Source organism: Citrobacter sp. RHBSTW-01013, assembly GCF_013781985.1.
Lineage (GTDB): Bacteria > Pseudomonadota > Gammaproteobacteria > Enterobacterales > Enterobacteriaceae > Citrobacter > Citrobacter braakii.
In genome coordinates this window covers 1,265,969-1,283,808 of record NZ_CP056185.1, presented here as the reverse complement: position 1 = coordinate 1,283,808, position 17,840 = coordinate 1,265,969, and the positions used below count along the sequence as shown (strand labels likewise).

Genomic DNA, 17,840 nt, shown 5'->3' with positions numbered 1-17,840 from the left:
TGACGTCCGGGGCAATAACAGTCGTCGCTGCCGTATTTTGTAAGGGATAAACTATGAGAAATGTCGCGCCTGTTGCCTTACTGCTGGCATTAACGCTCTGTACCCTGCGGGTGAATGCCGAAGATGAACCGCAAATTATTACGCCGGAAGGCCTGGCCACCAGCCAGATGCTGCCCTCGCTGGACGGCGCGGTTGCCGATCTGCCGCTGAGCGCCGCCGCCCCCGGCAGCCTGACGCTCAACGACGCAGTGAGCCGCGCCGTGAGCTGGCATCCTTCTATTCGTGAATCCATCGGCAAACTGCTCTCACAAAATGAGCAGATCGATGTGGCGAAATCAAAATATTACCCGCAGGTTTCTGCCGGGATGAACAACGGTTACAGCAATACTTATACCGATCACGGCTTTAGCCCGGCTCTGGTTATTTCAGTGTCGCAAATGCTGTACGACTTCGGCAAAGTGGCAAGCCAGGTCCGCGCTGAAACCGCCGGATCCGCACAACAGCAGGCGAATGTATTACTCAGTATTGATACCATCGCCCATGCAACCGCCAACGCGATAGTCCAGGTGCAGACGTGGCAGCAAATGGTGGACGCCGCCGAAGAGCAGCTCAGCGCCTTGAACGGTATTGGTCGGCTGACCCGTCAACGCAATGATGAAGGGGCAACCTCGCTATCCGACGTGGTGCAAACCGATGCGCGTATCGAGTCTGCACGTTCTCAGTTGGCGCAGTATCAGGCCAATCTCGACAGCAGCAAGGCAACGCTGATGAGCTTCCTCGGCTGGAACTCGCTTAACGGCATCAGCAACGAATTTCCGGTCAAACTGGACAGCAGTTGTGATGTGGTCAAACCGGACGATAAGCTGGTTCCCGCGGTGCTGGCGGCATGGGCGCAGGCGAATGTGGCCCAGGCAAATCTCGATTACGCCAACGCGCAGATGACGCCCACTATCTCCCTGGAGCCGTCGGTTCAGCACTATCTCAACGACAAATACCCCAGCCATGAGGTGCTCGACAAAACCCAGTACTCCACGTGGGTAAAAGTCGAGATGCCGCTGTATCAGGGGGGCGGACTCACCGCCAGACGCAACGCCGCCAGTCACGCGGTAGAGTCTGCACAGTACTCCATCCAGCGTACCCGACTTGAAGTACGGCAGAAATTACTGGAATCCCGCAGCCAGGCGATGAGCCTCGCCACTGCCCTGCAGATCCTGCGTCGCCAGCAACGGCTGAGTGAACAAACGCGCGAGCTTTATCAACAGCAGTATCTGGACCTCGGGTCACGCCCACTGCTCGACGTGCTTAACGCCGAGCAGGAGGTATATCAGGCCCGTTTTGCTGAACTCCAGACTCAAAACCAGCTGCGCCAGCTCCAGTTGAACTGCCTCTATAACACCGGCTCGCTTCGCCAGGCGTTCGCCTTAAATAACCGCAGTATTCAATCGGTGGAGATAAAGCTATGAGCGACGTCGATACACATGCGGAAGATGCGATTGGCGAACACGCCCTGAGCCAGTGGGCGCAGGCAATGACGCATATTGCCAGCCACTATCGCGTTGCCTGTTCGCCCGGTGCAATCCAGGCCAACGCCCCGTGGTTTGCGGGAAAAAGCCGAGCTATGGCCCTGTCGCAGCTGGCGCGTCAGGCGGGGCTGTCATTTCATGCGCTGGATACCGCCACGCAGGCGTTCGGCCAGTGGCGTCTGCCGGTGGTGGCCGAACTGCGCGACGGCCAACTGATGGTGATAGAACATTTCAACGGTGAAGATGCGTTGGATGTTTTTATCATCGCCGAAGAGGGCCAGCGTAACCGACTCACAGTTGCAGAACTTCTGCCGGAGCTCGTGAGCATTACTGCGCTGCGCCCGCTGTCAGCGCTGAAGGACAGTCGGGTAGACCGCTATATTTCGCGCTTCAGGCCCGACTGGATGCGCGAACTGGTGTTACAGGACATCCGCCCTTACCTGCCGGTCATGGTTGCCGCCTTTCTGATTAACGTCCTGTCGCTTGCCGGGATTATCTTTTCGATGCAGGTCTATGATCGGGTGATCCCCGCCCAGTCTTATCCAACGCTGTATGTTCTCTCCACCGGCGTTCTGGTGGCGGTGCTGTTTGGCTTTTTGCTGCGCGAAGCGCGTACCCACATAATGGACCTGCTCGGCAAACGCGCTGATATGCGCATTTCCGATCGCGTGTTCAGCCACGCATTGCGGCTGCGCAACAGCGCCGTTCCCCGCTCGACGGGGAGCTTTATTTCTCAACTGCGCGAGCTGGAACAGGTTCGCGAGATGATCACCTCCTCGACCCTGTCGACGATTGTCGATCTACCGTTTTTCTTTTTGTTTATCGTGGTGCTGGCCTTTATCGCCCCGCCGCTGGCGTGGATAGCCCCCGTCGCGGCCCTGCTGATGATCCTGCCTGGTTTGCTGTTACAGAAGAAACTGGCGGTACTCGCCAACCAGGCAGCGCATGAATCCACCCTGCGCAACGCGGTGCTGGTCGAGAGCGTTCAGGGGCTGGAAGATATCAAGCTGATGCAGGCGGAAAACCGCTTTTTACAGCAGTGGAACAGCTACATCCGTATTACCGGAGAGTCCGGGCTGCGCACGCGCAAGCTGACTCAGGGGCTGATTGGCTGGGGCATGTCGGTACAAAGCCTGGTCTACGCCGCCATCATTATGTTCGGCGCGCCGATGGTCATTGAAGGCACAATGACCACCGGGGCCGTGGTGGCCGCATCGATGCTCGGTTCCAGAATGATTGCCCCGATGGCGAACCTGTGCGGCGTGCTGGCCCGCTGGCAGCAGGTCAAGGCGGCGAAGATGGGGTTAGACAGCATCATGCAGCTTCCCACCGAAACGCAGTACGATGAAGACCGGGTGCATCAGGAGATTTTTCACGGCCATTATCTGGTTGAAAACGCGCACTTTCGCTACCACAGCGACGATCAACGCGTTCCGCTGCGCATCTCGCGTCTGGAGGTCATGCCCGGCGAACGGGTGGCGATCCTCGGGCGTAACGGCGCCGGGAAATCAACACTGCTACAGGCCATGGCGGGCGGCGTGGAGATTATCCAGGGCGATGTCCGACTCGATAACCTGAGCCTGGCGCAGATCGATATGGCCGATTTACGCCGCAATATCGGTTTTCTCAGTCAGAATGCGCGGCTGTTTTTTGGCACCCTGCGCGAGAACCTGACCCTCGGCGCACCGCATGCCAGCGACGCGCAGATCTTCGAAGCGCTGGAGGTCAGCGGCGCGGCGGCTTTTGTTAAACAACTCGCCAAAGGGCTGGCGCACCCCATTATGGAGGGCGGCAACGGTCTGTCCGGTGGACAACGGCAGTCGATCCTGCTGGCAAGAATGCTGCTGCGATCGCCCAATATCGTGCTGCTCGACGAACCCAGCGCCTCGCTGGATGAACATACCGAACGAGAGTTTATTCAGCGCCTGAACCAGTGGCTGGGCAACCGAACATTGATTGTCGCCACCCATCGCGTGCCGGTTCTGGAGCTGGTCGAGCGCGTAGTGGTGTTAAAAGAAGGTCAACTGGTCATGGATGCCCCGAAAGCGCAGGCGCTGAATGCGAGCCGGGCACCAGCCCCTACTCACGGTCGGGAGTGGAAAAATGAAAACCAATCCGCATGACGCTGCCATGGACGACCTCGATATCCGCCGCGAGCACCGTTTCTCCGGGGCCAGCCGCATTATTCTGCTCAGCACACTGCTGTTTGCCGTCCTGGGTATCTGGGCGTATTTCGGCAAGCTGGATGAAGTCTCGACCGGCAGCGGGAAAGTAATCCCCAGCTCGCGCGAGCAGGTCTTGCAGTCGCTGGATGGCGGTATTCTCGCCGAGCTCACGGTACGCGAAGGAGATAAAGTACAGGCTAATCAGATTGTCGCGCGCCTCGACCCCACTCGCTCTGAGTCCAACGTTGGGGAGAGCGCCGCCCGCTATCGCGCCTCACTGGCTTCCAGCGCAAGGCTCAATGCCGAAGTTAACGATCTGCCGCTCATTTTTCCCGCTTCACTACGCGCCTGGCCGGATCTCATCGCCTCCGAAACGCGCTTGTATAAAAGCCGTCGCGCGCAGCTCGCTGATTCTATGGCAGAACTGCAGGATGCGCTGGTCTCGGTAAATAAAGAGCTGGCCATAACCCAACGGCTGGAAAAAAGTGGTGCCGCCAGCCACGTTGAAGTGCTGCGTCTGCAACGACAAAAAAGCGATTTAGGATTAAAAATCACCGATCTGCGCTCACAATACTTCGTGCAGGCGCGGGAAGCGCTGTCAAAAGCCAATGCCGAAGTGGATATGCTGGCGGCTATTTTGAAAGGACGCGAGGATTCCGTCACCCGCCTGACCGTGCGCGCGCCGATGCGCGGTATTGTGAAAAACATCCAGGTCACTACCATTGGCGGCGTTATCCCGCCCAATGGCGAGATGATGGAGATTGTACCGCTGGACGATCATCTGCTGATAGAAACCCGCCTGTCTCCGCGCGATATCGCGTTCATCCACCCCGGCCAGCGGGCGCTGGTGAAGATAACCGCTTATGACTACGCGATTTACGGCGGTCTGGAAGGCGTAGTCGAAACTATTTCCCCGGATACTATTCAGGACAAAGTGAAACCGGAAATATTCTACTACCGCGTGTTTATCCGCACCCATCAGGACTTCTTACAGAACAAACTGGGACGCCATTTCTCCATCGTACCGGGAATGATTGCCACAGTGGATATAAAAACAGGTGAAAAAACCATCGTCGACTATTTAATCAAACCGTTTAATCGCGCAAAAGAAGCGCTGCGTGAGCGGTAAATCCTTGAGGATTAGGGGTTGCGGGGGCTGGTCACGCGTGTCACAAGTCTGTTATACTTGCTCTAACACATTGGGGCTGATTCTGGATTCGACGGGATTCGCGAAACCCAAGGTGCATGCCGAGGGGCGGTTGGCCTCGTAAAAAGCCGCAAAAAAATAGTCGCAAACGACGAAAACTACGCTTTAGCAGCTTAATAACCTGCTCTGAGCCCTCTCTCCCTAGCTTCCGCTCTTAAGACGGGGATCAAAGAGAGGTCAAACCCAAAAGAGATCGCGTGGAGGCCCTGCCTGGGGTTGAAGCGTTAAATCTAATCAGGCTAGTCTGGTAGTGGCGTGTCTGTCCGCAGGTGCCAGGCGAATGTAAAGACTGACTAAGCATGTAGTACCGAGGATGTAGGAATTTCGGACGCGGGTTCAACTCCCGCCAGCTCCACCAAAATTCTCCATCGGTGATTACCAGAGTCATCCGATGAAGTCCTAAGAGCCCGCACGGCGCAAGCCCTGCGGGCTTTTTTGTGCCTGCAATTTGTCCCGCGTAGTCCGAAGAGAACTAATTAAATCCGAACCTTTTAGGCCCATTGATAGGCCCAACGAAAAGCTCTATTGTTTTCGTTGGGCCTAAACGCAGGGAGACTCCCCATGGCAAGAAAAACCAAGCCGTTAACCGATACGGAAATCAAAGCTGCCAAACCTAAAGATGCCGATTATCAGCTGTATGACGGTGACGGGCTTACTCTGCTAATCAAGTCCAGCGGTAGTAAGCTCTGGCAGTTCCGTTACTATCGGCCTCTGACCAAGCAGCGAACCAAACAAAGCTTCGGAGCCTACCCTGCCGTCTCGCTTTCTGATGCACGTAAACTCAGAGCCGAATCTAAAGTTTTATTGGCGAAAGACGTTGATCCCCAAGAATATCAGAAAGAACAGGCGAGAAATTCTCAAGAGGCCAAAACCAATACTTTCCTGTTAGTTGCCGAGCGTTGGTGGAATGTGAAGAAAGCCAGCGTAACAGAGGACTATGCCGACGATATCTGGCGCTCGCTTGAGAGAGATGTTTTCCCAGCTATCGGTGATATCAGTGTCACTGAGATTAAGGCTCATACTCTGGTTAAAGCAGTGCAGCCGGTTCAGGCCAGAGGTGCATTAGAGACAGTCCGACGCCTTTGTCAGCGTATTAATGAAGTCATGATTTACGCGCAGAACACAGGCTTGATTGATGCAGTTCCCAGTGTAAATATCGGAAAAGCGTTCGAGAAACCGCAAAAGAAAAACATGCCAAGCATCCGCCCGGAGCAACTACCACAGCTAATGCAAACTATGCGTACGGCTAGCATTAGTATGTCAACGCGGTGCTTGTTCATGTGGCAGCTTCTCACCATTACCCGACCAGCCGAGGCCTCTGAAGCGAGATGGGATGAGATCGATTTTGATGCCAACGAATGGAAAATTCCTGCTGCTCGAATGAAGATGAACCGGGAGCATACGATTCCATTGTCTGATGGAGCCCTCGCTATTCTTGCAACGATGAAGTCTCTCAGTGGTGGCCGAGAATTTATCTTTCCCAGTCGCATCAAACCAACCCAGCCGATGAACAGCCAAACAGTGAATGCCGCACTTAAGCGTGCTGGATTGGGAGGCGTTCTCGTTTCTCATGGCTTACGCTCTATCGCCAGCACTGCTCTCAATGAGCAGGGATTTCCACCTGATGTTATTGAAGCAGCATTGGCTCATGTTGACAAAAATGAGGTTCGGCGAGCTTATAATCGTAGCGATTACCTAGAGCAACGTCGTCCAATGATGCAATGGTGGGCTGACTTTGTGAAAAAGGCAGATAGTGGTAGCCTCACTGAAGTTGAATTTACAACATTAAAGCTCACTGGATAGGAGAAATTCTTAATCCACAAAAGCAAAAAACAGGAGTGTGTGGTAATGACGCAATCCTGTTTTAAAATATCTTATTTCTTGGGCTACATGCATGATTTGACCGGAAGAGCATTGGCTCGTACTATCAGAAATAAATGTGAAGCAGCCTGCAATCGTACAGACTTGTTGAATGACGCCAAATGATGCAGACATGGGAGATTATGTTCTGGCTGCGACCTCTAATACCTGATAAACCAGCCTTCCATTGGTACGGGCACTTCCAGACACTATTATAATAAATCAGGGGAAAAATTTTGTTTACCCTTCGGGCTGCACATGAAGAGGCGAGTAGATTTAGAGAGCTACTCGAAAAATGTGATCCATCAACAACCTACCTCATACCTCACGACTTTCCTGTCATGAGTTGCAGGCTTTGCTCAATGCTGCTTTCCTTCCACTTTCTGCAATTATGGCCCGAGCTGGAATTGAAGGGTGTCACAGGAGCCACCGGTAAAAATGGCGTGATAACTCACTACTGGCTGGAAGTGGGGGATTACGCTATTGATATCACTGGGGACCAATACAACATCATCAACGCCAGTAAACTAAACGAAGATATCGTAAGAAGCAGGCCATTTGTGCCTGTTCACGTCGCTCACCGAAAGGACAGCTATCTCTATAATTTATTTAGAATTCAAGGGAAGGAACGTTTAATCTTTGGATTTCCGACAATCGGTGACGATTTCGTCGATGAGATGGAATGTGATTATCGCCAGCTTGTTGGCTGATGGTAAACATAGAACGAGGATAATAGTGCAGATCTGCGTTTATATCGGCAAATCTGCAACTGAGGTTCTACTGGCCTTACAGTGGCTATGACGTTATCTGACTTGTGCCTAAGTTCCGGTAACCGTCACTTAAATGTTTGGTGTTGTTCTTTGCCAGGTAAGCGACCCGTAGCAGGAAGTCATAATAATCAGGGCTTAACGTTAATGCGTGGTGTCGTGTGAACCAGGCTGTGTGGTTCTTCGGGAAATGAACCCGACTGGCGTAATCGGGATAATCAAGTCCAATAGCGCTGCACCAAGCTTTCTGAATACGAGTCGCCATATTATCAGCATCAGGTTCGGTATAATTCCCGAGATAAGCATAAACCTCTCTGTCAAACAACAGAACTAGGTGGTAGTGGGGATGTTCGCTGGTATTACGTTCTCGGGCCCAGATATAAGCGGGTAATGCAGGTTCACCAGCCCTGCCTGAACGCAGGTGCTCAGCCCGTAGCTGGCTTTTCAGGGAGTCTAAGGCTCGGGTGATAGCCTTCTCATCATCTCTTTGAAAACACAATGGTAAATCAGGTTCATCGGCAGCATGGGACTGAGCAAATCTCAAGACAGCAAACACGGCGAATATGCGGTTATTCTTCTCAAGAAAATCATATACCACCGCAAGCGAGCGACGAAGCATATATCGCGACATCCGGGATCTATATTTATTTTCTGCATCCAGCAGAAGGGATTCAAATCCTTTTTCAGATAACTCATTAGGTGATCTCATAATAAATTACTCAAGTAATTTTTGTTAGTGGGTAGCAGTAGGCTACCCATGTAATTAGGCGTACAGGTCCCTTTGCAGGGATGTATTATCTCTGCTGGTATCTGTCATATAGGGCTGGTTAGTTAACTGGTATACACGTATATGTTAACAAGATATACGAGGTATATTACATATACCGACTAGCTAAGCTAAGAAAAAATATTATCCGCGATAGTCGAACCCGCAACCAGCCAGGGATTGCCAACAAGGTAACCCCTTGATAAATAATAAATATTACTCTGAAGTTATTCAGGCTTAACAAGCTTGCTCATTGCCAGTGATCCAGACAGGTATACGGGTGTGTTAGTTTTCTCTGCCAGTTCGACAGGATGCATTTTTGAACCGGTAAATTTGACATAATTTATACCTGCTTCTTCGTATAATTGTACCTTTCCTTTAGATTCAAGCTTAGCCAATGCTGGCATCAAGCGCGCAGAGCATCTGGTTGATAACGGTCCATTTTTGATCATGACATTTCTACTGAAATTATAAGAACCATTTTGAACAAGGCGCGACTCCATCCAGAATAATATTTTTTCTTCATCACTCAACTCTCTTGTAGAATCAATTTTTGTGATGGCGTGATTGACAAACCAGTCCATCAGATTCAAAGCTGATAACAAATTTTCCTTTGTTATTATTGTCGAATCAGGGTCACCAGAAACTTGAAAAATGCCTGCCATTCTGAGCCCCTGCTCTATAATCCGAGCACCTATATCATCGTAGTGATACAAGGAGCCTCCAGGTTTCATCTTTTGCTGCAAACTTAACGAAGTTGCACCCAATAGCTCCTGAGCATCCGGGGTCAACGTCAGTGTTATTAACTCATCATCATTTTCTCTTCGCCTCACACCCGCTTTTAAATGCCGCGTTATCACTGAGTACAATTCAGAAAGCACTGACTCACTATGAGTATAATGGTCACTGATGATGCACGGTGTAGTAATCTGCTCCATGTCTATCATCAGTGTACGCGCCTGCAATCCAGTCTCTCTGATGTTTACTCTTTTCTGTCTGCTGGTATTGTTATAAGGTTGAGGTTGCATCATTAAAAAACATGAAAATACATAATTTTCAATAACAAAACTTTCACTGGATGCCCTGTCTATCGTGATTTTGTCTCCGCACCAGTATGTATTGAGAAGCGCGGGGTTGTTGAACACACTCCCCTTGTATACTGCTGTTGCCTCGTCATTAAAAAGCGCCTTATTTTGATACTCTAGCCCGATTGCTTTTGCGAGAGCTTCGCTTGTCGGATTCGTTGTGATAATGATCTTTCTTACTGGTTTATCCGGCTTTCGACCAATGTACTCTTCAAGCGCCTTACCCGTTTCGGTAGTATCTTCACCCTTGCTCAGAGTCTTTTTATAAAGCCTGTTTAATACTTCAAACTCTGCCTCCCAAAGAATATTTTTTCGCTCATATGCTTTAAGCTCAGCACGATAAGTATCTTCAAACTCCCGTTCCTGTTGTGCAAAAGGGTCCTTCAACAATCTGAATATTGTTGATTTTCCACTGCCAGATCTTGAAAGCAGCAGCAGATATAAGGCCAGAGGAAATCGCTGTTTATTCTTTAACTGAACACAGTACAAATCCTGACAGGCCAGCCCTAAAAAGGCTAATAACGTAACAAGGATTATTTCGATAGCCACTCCAGTTATGTAGTGCAAATGCGAAGCCCAATACCTGATGTGGCGTGGTAGTATGTCAAACTTCAGGTTAAGTTCATGATTAATTTTGCTTTTAAATTTATTGCTCATTGCATCATCCTTTTTTTGGTAAAAAAATTAAACTGTTCGGGAAGCGAGCCACTCGTCTACAGAGGTAGAGCGCCAGCCGACAGATGCAGCCCCAAGCCGGATCGGTTTAGGAAAATCAGCATCGTAGTAACGGGATTTTGGGTTCAATTTCTCGTAGATGCTGGATCGGGATATTCCCAGGAGTGCCGTCAATTCAGCCATACGCAGAATGCGCAGAGGCTGGTTAGAATGGTTCGTTTGTTCGCATGGCTTTAACATTGTTAGTTCCCCTTATTGGACGTCTTAGTCAGCGCTCGAACTCTCTCATACCATCTGAGATACTGTCCCCGTCATAAAACGGAAACCAACCGGAGGGAACGTGGGGACTCATGCTTTTGCTGATATGATGTATCGTCTTTACCAGTGCTTTGGCCTGTTTGAAAAGGATGACGAACGGCGTGAAGTGCGTGGAAACAGCAGTTTTTCCTTTCATCAGAATTTTTTTGATCAAGGCTATAACGATGTAATAAGAATAATTGACAGCAATGAAGTCTTCAGCCTCGAAGAAAGACGCGAAGTTTTTTACAAATACGAGCAACTATATAACGCGCTAATGCATATTCCGGTCTTTTCTCATCTAGATAATCGCCAAATCACAAAGCGCTACCTTCAGGTCGCATTGCCTCCCATAGTAGCATTAGACGTCTATAATTCTCTTCCCCCCGATGATGAAATGCATTTCTATTACCATATTCATCGTTTTTTGATCAGCACACACTGCCCACACGAAAGAGCTGATAAAAGAAAGATTTATGCAGGAGTGAAAGAATATCTACGGGAATATATTCGCACACTTGATTTTCACTACACGGATCATCTGACATCACTTATTAATTTCATTAATAATATTAAAGCAAGTAGTGGACAGAAGGAAGCGACTATAAAGAGAGTAATAGAAGATTGCCGTTCAGAGTATAATGAAAGCTACATTCCTGAAAAGAACATAAAAGTCAACTCACTAAATTTAAATAAAATTGAAAGGGCTTATCTGTCGCTTAACGTGCTGCTTGCATTCGAACGCAAGACCTCAGCAGTCACCGCGGTATCCATGCATTACCGACACACAGTGAACAATGGCATTAATTATAACAATAGTTATGGTATTTTGTGTCGATATATCTACTCTAAGGGGTATGACGAAAAACTGTTACATTACATTACTCTTCCATTTTATAATATGGCTATCCGGCCCGTTTCGGTAACTATAGAGGAAAAACCGTATCGTTATGTACACGAATTAAAATGGCTTATTTTTAACACTAGGAATAACACCAAATATTCTAAATGGGATTTAGCCGAAATAGCATCTTGTTTCAAATCCGCATCTAACTCAGATGTACTAATACCCTACTTCCAACTTTTGCAAGTCATCATTTTTCTCAGTCAGGATAAAACAGATGAAGCATTCCGACTTATAAACAAAATCCCATTAACTACATTACCGATTGGTTACCTGCCCTCAGCCTTTTCAGTTATCAAACTGGCATTAAAAGTGAAACTGGAAAGAAAAAAAATAAGAAACAAAACATTACTGTCCGTGATAAACAGCACCTTGAGCAATCAAGGTGCTGTTACCGAACTTATTGCTGTAACTCAGGGAGAAACTGATAGTAATCTTGTATTATGCGCAGATAACATGACGATCATGCGTGCAATAAAAATGTACAACCACCTGATAAGAAAGGTAAGTTATTCATCTGAAGATTCACTATCTGATGAGTGTCCACAAGCTATATTCGGGATTCTTGATGAAATAGAATGTGCGCTGGGTAAATTAAATATCCTTATTCGCGAAACAGGTGATAGCATTGACAGTAATGAACTAGCCGGGCTTATAGTGAAAAATAAAACACTAACAACTCGTGAATTGAATGAAAACCTGGTTGGCGTACTTGATAAATGCACACTTTATAATTTCCTGAGTAGCATCAATGTTTTTATTAGTTATTTGAGATGCCCTGGAGAAGAACTAGGACACATCAGGATATTTTCCGGAGTAACAGAAAAGCCAAGACGTCTTCGGGGAAAGATATGTGAGGCTTTGAGGATTGCATCAGAAATACGTAGAGAGGGGGAATTTAAGAAGAAGGGAAAAACGACCAGACGTCAACAGAAAAGCGCTGGCGCAGTCCGAAAAAGCAAATGATGCTTTATGACTCCCCTGCTACAGCTGCTACACGTAGCAGCTGTAGCAGTTGCCAGGAAGCAATATACACACTTTTGGCCTAAGCTAATACACATTAGATTACTCATTCAGGAGAAGACGAGTTGCTCCCACTATCGGCAATTCAAAACACTTCATCGGTTTAACGTTCTGTATTTCTAACAGTACCTGGGTAAGCTGGCATATCCAGCAAGATATGCTGGAAATACCCAAACGTCTGATGAGTCTCTTCAATTGCTTTTCTTTGTTTCAATAGAATTATATCCGTCCACTTCCGACGTAGTATGATGCTTTTGTTCAGGTCAAGAAGCCACACTCAGTGTAATGCTAAAAAATTAGAGCCCTAAACGTTTCATTAGAAGTAAGCCATTCGATCTCAGCAAAAACGATGTTTCATCTTGCGATATATTCCATATCTCAGCTAATTTAATTGTTACAGTATTAGCCTCCCATGGCATTACATGCGCACCACGCATTTTCGCAAATGGTCCATCGCTCTCTGGGACCACTCGATCACGTGGCATCAGTGCTGCCAGCTTACGTCCATTAGCAGACTCCATCATTGTTGGTCCAACACTGAACCAACAGCCGGCATCGGCTGCTCTTCGAAGGACGGAAGGTGAATCGGTAAACCAGTGAAGAACCGCTGTGCCAAACCCAGGATTCACATCAAGAATATCTAAAACTTCCTTGGCTGCAGCCCGAGAATGAATGCTGAGAACTCGCCCACCTAGTCCTACACACTTTTCAACAATGGCTTTAAATATATTCTTTTGAAGTTCAAAGTACGGCCTGCACCGTGATGAACCATCCAGACCAATTTCGCCAATACCAGTGCAATCCTCCATTTGTGATAGCAACATTTCCAATTCGCTATGTTTTTTATCTGCTATCTCAGGGTGTAGGCCTGGGGAAATGAAACATTTCTGAGTGGTAGCCAGAACTTTCGAAGTTGCAGCGTATGCTCTTGGGCTAGTTGTAACCAGCCATACAAATTCGGTTCGCTGCAATGCTTCGATGTAGACTTTCTTGGCATTCGGATAAAGATCTAAGTGGCAGTGGAAATCCATCAAATTATACCGTCCCTTCGAAGCAAGGCAGCTAACTCAGCTAAACCCTGTTCAGCAACGTGACGATAATGAGGGCGATCCGCAGCTGACGCAAAGGCTAGTGTGGCCCCTAGGAAGGCATCAATCCCTTTTTTTTCGGCGGCGAGTACAGCACAAGCCACTGCCATTGGATCGTCAGCATTTGCTTTTCCTGCCAACGACAGATTGGTGAATTTATATCTTGTCGTATCAGAAATACCCCAACGCTGAATCGCAGCTTTACGAACCATACATGGCACGCATCGACCGCAGTGTGTTCGGTTGTAGGTACGGAAACGACCACAACTTGTCGAATCACATGCAAATCTTGCTAGCAGTGTTTGATCTGCACACTGTGCCAACATCTCTCCCTTCGTCATGAACCGATAGGGCATACACAATTGAGCATTGACGCCAACGGCATCAAGTAATTTTTGAAGGAAAGTCATGAACTGTGGATGTGTTGTTCTTGTGCTGAGGCTAGCCATCCTTCCCGGAAGCAATGGAGGATTGATACTTATGAATCCATTTTCTGGTACCAATATTTCGGTTCTTTTGACCGCTAACAATGATGTAGCGAGCACAGCAAGACCATAGAACGCCATTGAGCGAGCTCTGGTCGATGTTTCTTTTTTACCACTAAAAACGACTTTATGACTCCACTGTTGATGCCAGTCGCCTCCACCTAGTGCATCAGCATAGGCAACTTGCCGAGCAGAATCTTCAAAAGCAAGTTGTGACACAAAAATTGGTTTACGCCCTGCTGCTGTTGCATCTATACCACCTATCAGGCTATCAAGGCCTCCAGAAAGTAGTGACACACAATCTCGGTCGCACTCTCTGTGATTGCCTTTTGGTGGTGTTGGGCCGCCAGGCAGGAAGTGCAGCGTCCAAAAGTCACCAGAAAGAACTCGAAGCATTTCCTCTGCAATAGCTTTATTTGCTTCCCAAGGAACTGGATCATTAAGTGTAATATCGAGCTCAATTTGGCGAGTCCAACCATCAGCACTATTTTTGCGAAGAACAGCAACATCTGAGGCATAAACAGCAAAACAAAAAAGCATGAAATCCCACACTGGGATCGATGGGGCATAGCCAGCACTTTCTAGCTTACGCAGCCAACCAGAGGCAATACGTCCAATGCCGGGTCGTGATGATGCCTCTAGGAAGGTGAATGCACGAGTGCCTACTGGCACATTTTGGGGTAGCGAATTGATACTTGAGCAAAGAATTTTCATGATTCAGAGAACACCGTAAGGGCGTCTTGTAACGCCGAAGTCGCAATTTCTCGCATGGAATGTGAAGTACTGCCAGAACGTACCTTTTCCATCGATTTGTTAACAACAACCATAATGTAGTCAAGCACTTGTGCTAATCTCTGTTGTATGACGCTGGGTACATATTTTAGCTTTTCAAAAACCCTTCCGAGTTCAAGTTGAACCCGGTTGTAAACATCGTACGCCACTGTGAATGCCATTACATTGGCAATCTGGTCATCCGCAAGATTGAAGATATCAGCAGTGGGATCTACTTCATAAAGATGAGAGATGGCCTGATTCATTGCATGCTTGGCTGACTCTTCGTCAATACTTCCACCCGTGGGCAGCAGCTTTTGTACAACTTCTAGTGCAGTATCATGGGCAGATAGATTTCTCTGTTTTACCGAAGCAACCCACGCATCGATATCAGGGTCGGTCCCATCTCGGGCTGTTGCCAGAAAGCCCCCTAATGAAGCAGAAGCTATAGCGCCGGTGCGCATACGACTCGCCGCTTTTACTGAGCCGCCCATACCTTTTTTAATGAAACTCGAAATACCTCGCCGTAAATCAGATCCACTACCAGATTGCACGAAACCCGTGAGAGCCCTTCGTGCTTCCTGATAACGACCCGCTGGCGCTGCCGCCGGACTTTCTACATGCTGCGGTGTAGTGTTGTCATTCTCCGAGTCACTGTCATTTGCACCATCAGAGCCATCTTCGGGAGCTGGATTTGGTGATATAGGTTTGTCTGCCTGGCTAGAGTCAATGCCAGTTTCAGCATCATCTAGCCATGGTGGATCAAATGATGCGCCAGAACCGGCTCCTGCGCTTGAGGTCGAGGTACCCATTTATTTATTTCTTCCTTGCGTTTTCAATTGCACGTTTAACAGGTTTCGGAATCTGTTCGTCCCGTTCCCACTTAGATAAAACATCTTTCGCCCAGCTACACTCTGTCAAAGCTGAAACCAAGCCTGGGGCGAGCTGAGAAATAGGTGCCTGACTAATGAGTGCAGCGGCTCGAGCCCCGGTACTTGGGTGAATATGAGACACCTCGATAAGCATCAAGACCTCTTCGGCCTTTTGCCATAAACGGTTTGGTCGCCGAATTTCCCAGGCGCGAGCCATGGCAAGACCAGACTGCAGTTCACCAGCATCCATTATTTGCTGTTTTAATGCTTCGTTCGAATTTCGGGCTGCCACCAACGCATCACGTAATGCTTTACCTGCTACGTTCAGATCATCGGCACCAAAATCCCTAACGGTGCTATCTCTACTGAGGTGCAATATTGGTCGCATATCCATATCACCAAGCAGAGGTTTAAGCTGCAGCCACTCACGAACAAACTCTTTATCTCCAAATAGGGTGGGGAGCGTATTATCCGGGTCTTTAGCTGCCATCTCTGCGTCATGAAGAATGCTGACTCTGCCTTCGTTTTCGGCCGAAACCTTTTCTGCCAATGCATTCGCCGTAGCTTCGTCACACCGCTCGAGCAAATGCCACTTAGCCAGAATTTGTACATCCACATCAATGCCTTGTGGTTTAGCTAATGTCTTACGCAAAAACACGGTATTAAGAAATCGCTTAATCAGTCGTGGGTTGGCCTGGACTGTACTTGCACTAAAAAGTAATGGAGCCAACCTCTCAGCTAGCCCCATTAGGTCGAGCAACTCAGCATCCTCCTTTTCCACCAGCGTTTCGAGGAATGCAAGATCAACGGTTTTTCCCGTCCAAGTTTCTCGTAGTCGAGCTTCTACGCTGAGTTTAGCTTTCTCAAAACTCTCGGTTTTCAGCTGTCCGCTGCGGTGAGCACGTTCCAAAAATAGCAACGCGGTATATGCTTTAGTCTCGTTAGCGCCCAGTCTTGGTACTCGCAATGGAACTTGAATTAACTTGTCGAAATAATTAGTTGCGATATCGTCATCCAAACCAGTACCAGCAAAGTGGACACGGACGGCTCCACGAATAAACACATCGTCCGCGGCAATGACGAATGCACTTCGACGCAGAAACAGTAGCAACCGAATAGCCTCGAGCGTTGAAATAGCAGTCTTAGGTAGGCATCGATCAAGGTCATCGACAAAGACTACCAACGTGATATTCAGCTCGACGAGTAGCTCTTCCAAGGCTTCCCGAAAGGATTGTATTTCTTTTGGCAGCGAAACGGGTTTAGCTTCGTTCAAGAGTCCTTTGGTAGCATCTGATGCATCTTTGGCGACTGCGATGCCTTCATTAAGTGATTCATTCTGCAATGCACCTTTTCCAGCCTCGACAACTTTTCCAATAAGACCGACCGGAACCCCTGTGATCAAAGTGGCTGCAACTTCTCCACCAAGTTGAGCCAACCGTAGAAAATTAATGCGCTTGACGAGGGATTTTGCCTTACCTAAAAGTCCACTATTCTGAGCGACTACAGCCTCAAGTACTGCATCTCCAACCGTCTGTAGCAGCGCGGTACGTGCATCCTCAAAGCCTTGGTAAAGCCATGGATTGAAAGTTATCACTACATGTTTTGGTCGTTCCTCAGAGGCAATTCCCACTCCGACAGTCTGTTCCAGCGATAACTCAGATGCGATCATCCGTACAAGTGACGATTTTCCTGCGCCCCAGCCTCCCGAGATCCCAATCGAGATTGGCTCCCCACCGGTATCTTGAATGAGCTCCGCACATGCTTTTGCTACTAGGCGAAAATTAACGTAATCAACGGTTGTCTCATTGTCATGCCACATAACGTCCCCAATTATTTTTCTTCAAAACAACTGTTTACTAATCTCAGAAAGTTCTTCGACCCGACACCTGCTACCGAATTTATAGTATATGGGCAAGTTCCCTTTCTATTTGCAAGGTTTTTATTAGGATAAGGTAGATAATTGCTGTCGAACTCAAATTCATTACAAACATAAATTTTAGAGTGACTTCCATGGCCTTCTACGGGGGGATTACCTCACTCTGGTTAAGCGCTTCTGGCGTAGCCAGTGGTGCCGGGCTACGGCTTGGCAGACGTTGCTTTCCTTTTCGACGAAAACTCAGTTTCTGCAGACAGTAAATCCAGTGAACACGCTTATGGTTCCAAGCGTTACCCTGCCTGCATATCATCAGGAACCCGGAAATCTCAAAAAGTGCGTGGAACTAAAACAGGTATGCTTACACCGGGGGCAGGTCAAACCGAAAGCTCAATTTATTTAAAAAAAAGCATAATTAACTCCGACCATTCAAAATGGTCGGAGGGGTATAAATTCCTATCAATTTAGCATTATCTCAT

General features: G+C 48.2%; 13 protein-coding genes, 1 other RNA gene and 1 pseudogene. 7 read left to right on the top strand and 8 right to left on the bottom strand.

Going from position 1 to position 17,840, the window contains the following annotated elements:
* The first annotated feature begins 53 nt into the window (after nucleotides 1-53).
* The 6 genes from HV350_RS06160 (at nucleotide 54) to HV350_RS06135 (ending at nucleotide 7,465) form a co-directional block, all read left to right on the top strand.
* Nucleotides 54-1,463, top strand: coding sequence for a TolC family outer membrane protein (locus HV350_RS06160; protein WP_046275995.1), 1,410 nt, complete (start codon nucleotides 54-56; stop codon nucleotides 1,461-1,463).
* The gene (locus HV350_RS06155) at nucleotides 1,460-3,646 is read left to right on the top strand and encodes a type I secretion system permease/ATPase (protein WP_181630018.1); all 2,187 of its coding nucleotides are present in this window, start codon (nucleotides 1,460-1,462) and stop codon (nucleotides 3,644-3,646) included. The genes HV350_RS06160 and HV350_RS06155 overlap by 4 nt, the downstream gene beginning before the upstream one ends.
* Nucleotides 3,647-3,653: 7 nt before the next feature.
* Complete coding sequence (locus HV350_RS06150; protein ID WP_137380066.1) at nucleotides 3,654-4,817, top strand: HlyD family efflux transporter periplasmic adaptor subunit; 1,164 nt, start codon at nucleotides 3,654-3,656, stop codon at nucleotides 4,815-4,817.
* 72 nt (nucleotides 4,818-4,889) lie between these two features.
* Nucleotides 4,890-5,253, top strand: a transfer-messenger RNA (tmRNA) gene (gene ssrA, locus HV350_RS06145).
* Nucleotides 5,254-5,456: 203 nt separating this feature from the next.
* Nucleotides 5,457-6,698, top strand: a complete 1,242-nt coding sequence (locus HV350_RS06140; protein WP_094909253.1) for an integrase — start codon at nucleotides 5,457-5,459, stop codon at nucleotides 6,696-6,698.
* Nucleotides 6,699-7,117: 419 nt separating this feature from the next.
* The gene (locus tag HV350_RS06135) at nucleotides 7,118-7,465 is read left to right on the top strand and encodes a hypothetical protein (protein ID WP_224376444.1); all 348 of its coding nucleotides are present in this window, start codon (nucleotides 7,118-7,120) and stop codon (nucleotides 7,463-7,465) included.
* An 85-nt stretch (nucleotides 7,466-7,550) separates the two neighbouring features.
* Here the strand turns inward: HV350_RS06135 and HV350_RS06130 are convergent, their stop codons facing one another.
* From HV350_RS06130 to HV350_RS06120, 3 genes are all read right to left on the bottom strand, one after another.
* Nucleotides 7,551-8,231, bottom strand: coding sequence for an inovirus Gp2 family protein (locus HV350_RS06130; protein ID WP_094909254.1), 681 nt, complete (start codon nucleotides 8,229-8,231; stop codon nucleotides 7,551-7,553).
* A 284-nt stretch (nucleotides 8,232-8,515) separates the two neighbouring features.
* Entirely contained in the window at nucleotides 8,516-10,030 is a 1,515-nt protein-coding gene (locus HV350_RS06125; protein ID WP_054626366.1) for a DUF3987 domain-containing protein, read from the bottom strand.
* A 27-nt stretch (nucleotides 10,031-10,057) separates the two neighbouring features.
* Nucleotides 10,058-10,288: an AlpA family transcriptional regulator gene (locus HV350_RS06120; protein WP_054626367.1), complete on the bottom strand. Its 231-nt coding sequence runs from the start codon at nucleotides 10,286-10,288 to the stop codon at nucleotides 10,058-10,060.
* 100 nt (nucleotides 10,289-10,388) lie between these two features.
* Here HV350_RS06120 and HV350_RS06115 point away from each other — a divergent pair, with 100 nt between their 5' ends.
* A complete protein-coding gene (locus HV350_RS06115; protein ID WP_103284127.1) occupies nucleotides 10,389-12,215 on the top strand; it encodes a hypothetical protein in 1,827 nt (608 codons plus the stop codon).
* 353 nt (nucleotides 12,216-12,568) lie between these two features.
* Here HV350_RS06115 and qatD read toward each other — a convergent pair whose 3' ends face one another.
* From qatD to HV350_RS06090, 5 genes and pseudogenes are all read right to left on the bottom strand, one after another.
* Complete coding sequence (qatD, locus tag HV350_RS06110) at nucleotides 12,569-13,303, bottom strand: Qat anti-phage system TatD family nuclease QatD (protein ID WP_054626370.1); 735 nt, start codon at nucleotides 13,301-13,303, stop codon at nucleotides 12,569-12,571.
* Nucleotides 13,303-14,559, bottom strand: a complete 1,257-nt coding sequence (gene qatC / locus HV350_RS06105; protein WP_247754098.1) for a Qat anti-phage system QueC-like protein QatC — start codon at nucleotides 14,557-14,559, stop codon at nucleotides 13,303-13,305. Before qatC ends, qatD begins: the two co-directional genes overlap by 1 nt.
* A complete protein-coding gene (gene qatB / locus HV350_RS06100) occupies nucleotides 14,556-15,428 on the bottom strand; it encodes a Qat anti-phage system associated protein QatB (protein WP_054626372.1) in 873 nt (290 codons plus the stop codon). The genes qatC and qatB overlap by 4 nt, the downstream gene beginning before the upstream one ends.
* Nucleotides 15,429-15,432: 4 nt before the next feature.
* Nucleotides 15,433-17,307, bottom strand: coding sequence for a P-loop NTPase fold protein (locus HV350_RS06095; RefSeq protein ID WP_054626373.1), 1,875 nt, complete (start codon nucleotides 17,305-17,307; stop codon nucleotides 15,433-15,435).
* A 220-nt stretch (nucleotides 17,308-17,527) separates the two neighbouring features.
* Nucleotides 17,528-17,671 (bottom strand): annotated as a pseudogene (locus tag HV350_RS06090) (IS3 family transposase); the annotation flags it as partial.
* Between the last annotated feature and the right edge of the window lie 169 nt (nucleotides 17,672-17,840).

Coding starts and splice junctions, on each gene's coding strand:
- HV350_RS06130 (WP_094909254.1), bottom strand. CDS start 8,231: ATGAGATCACCTAATGAGTTATCTGAAAAAGGATTTGAATCCCTTCTG.
- HV350_RS06095 (WP_054626373.1), bottom strand. CDS start 17,307: ATGTGGCATGACAATGAGACAACCGTTGATTACGTTAATTTTCGCCTA.
- HV350_RS06140 (WP_094909253.1), top strand. CDS start 5,457: ATGGCAAGAAAAACCAAGCCGTTAACCGATACGGAAATCAAAGCTGCC.
- HV350_RS06125 (WP_054626366.1), bottom strand. CDS start 10,030: ATGAGCAATAAATTTAAAAGCAAAATTAATCATGAACTTAACCTGAAG.
- qatB (WP_054626372.1), bottom strand. CDS start 15,428: ATGGGTACCTCGACCTCAAGCGCAGGAGCCGGTTCTGGCGCATCATTT.
- HV350_RS06150 (WP_137380066.1), top strand. CDS start 3,654: ATGGACGACCTCGATATCCGCCGCGAGCACCGTTTCTCCGGGGCCAGC.
- qatC (WP_247754098.1), bottom strand. CDS start 14,559: ATGAAAATTCTTTGCTCAAGTATCAATTCGCTACCCCAAAATGTGCCA.
- HV350_RS06120 (WP_054626367.1), bottom strand. CDS start 10,288: ATGTTAAAGCCATGCGAACAAACGAACCATTCTAACCAGCCTCTGCGC.
- HV350_RS06155 (WP_181630018.1), top strand. CDS start 1,460: ATGAGCGACGTCGATACACATGCGGAAGATGCGATTGGCGAACACGCC.
- HV350_RS06135 (WP_224376444.1), top strand. CDS start 7,118: ATGCTGCTTTCCTTCCACTTTCTGCAATTATGGCCCGAGCTGGAATTG.
- HV350_RS06160 (WP_046275995.1), top strand. CDS start 54: ATGAGAAATGTCGCGCCTGTTGCCTTACTGCTGGCATTAACGCTCTGT.
- qatD (WP_054626370.1), bottom strand. CDS start 13,303: ATGGATTTCCACTGCCACTTAGATCTTTATCCGAATGCCAAGAAAGTC.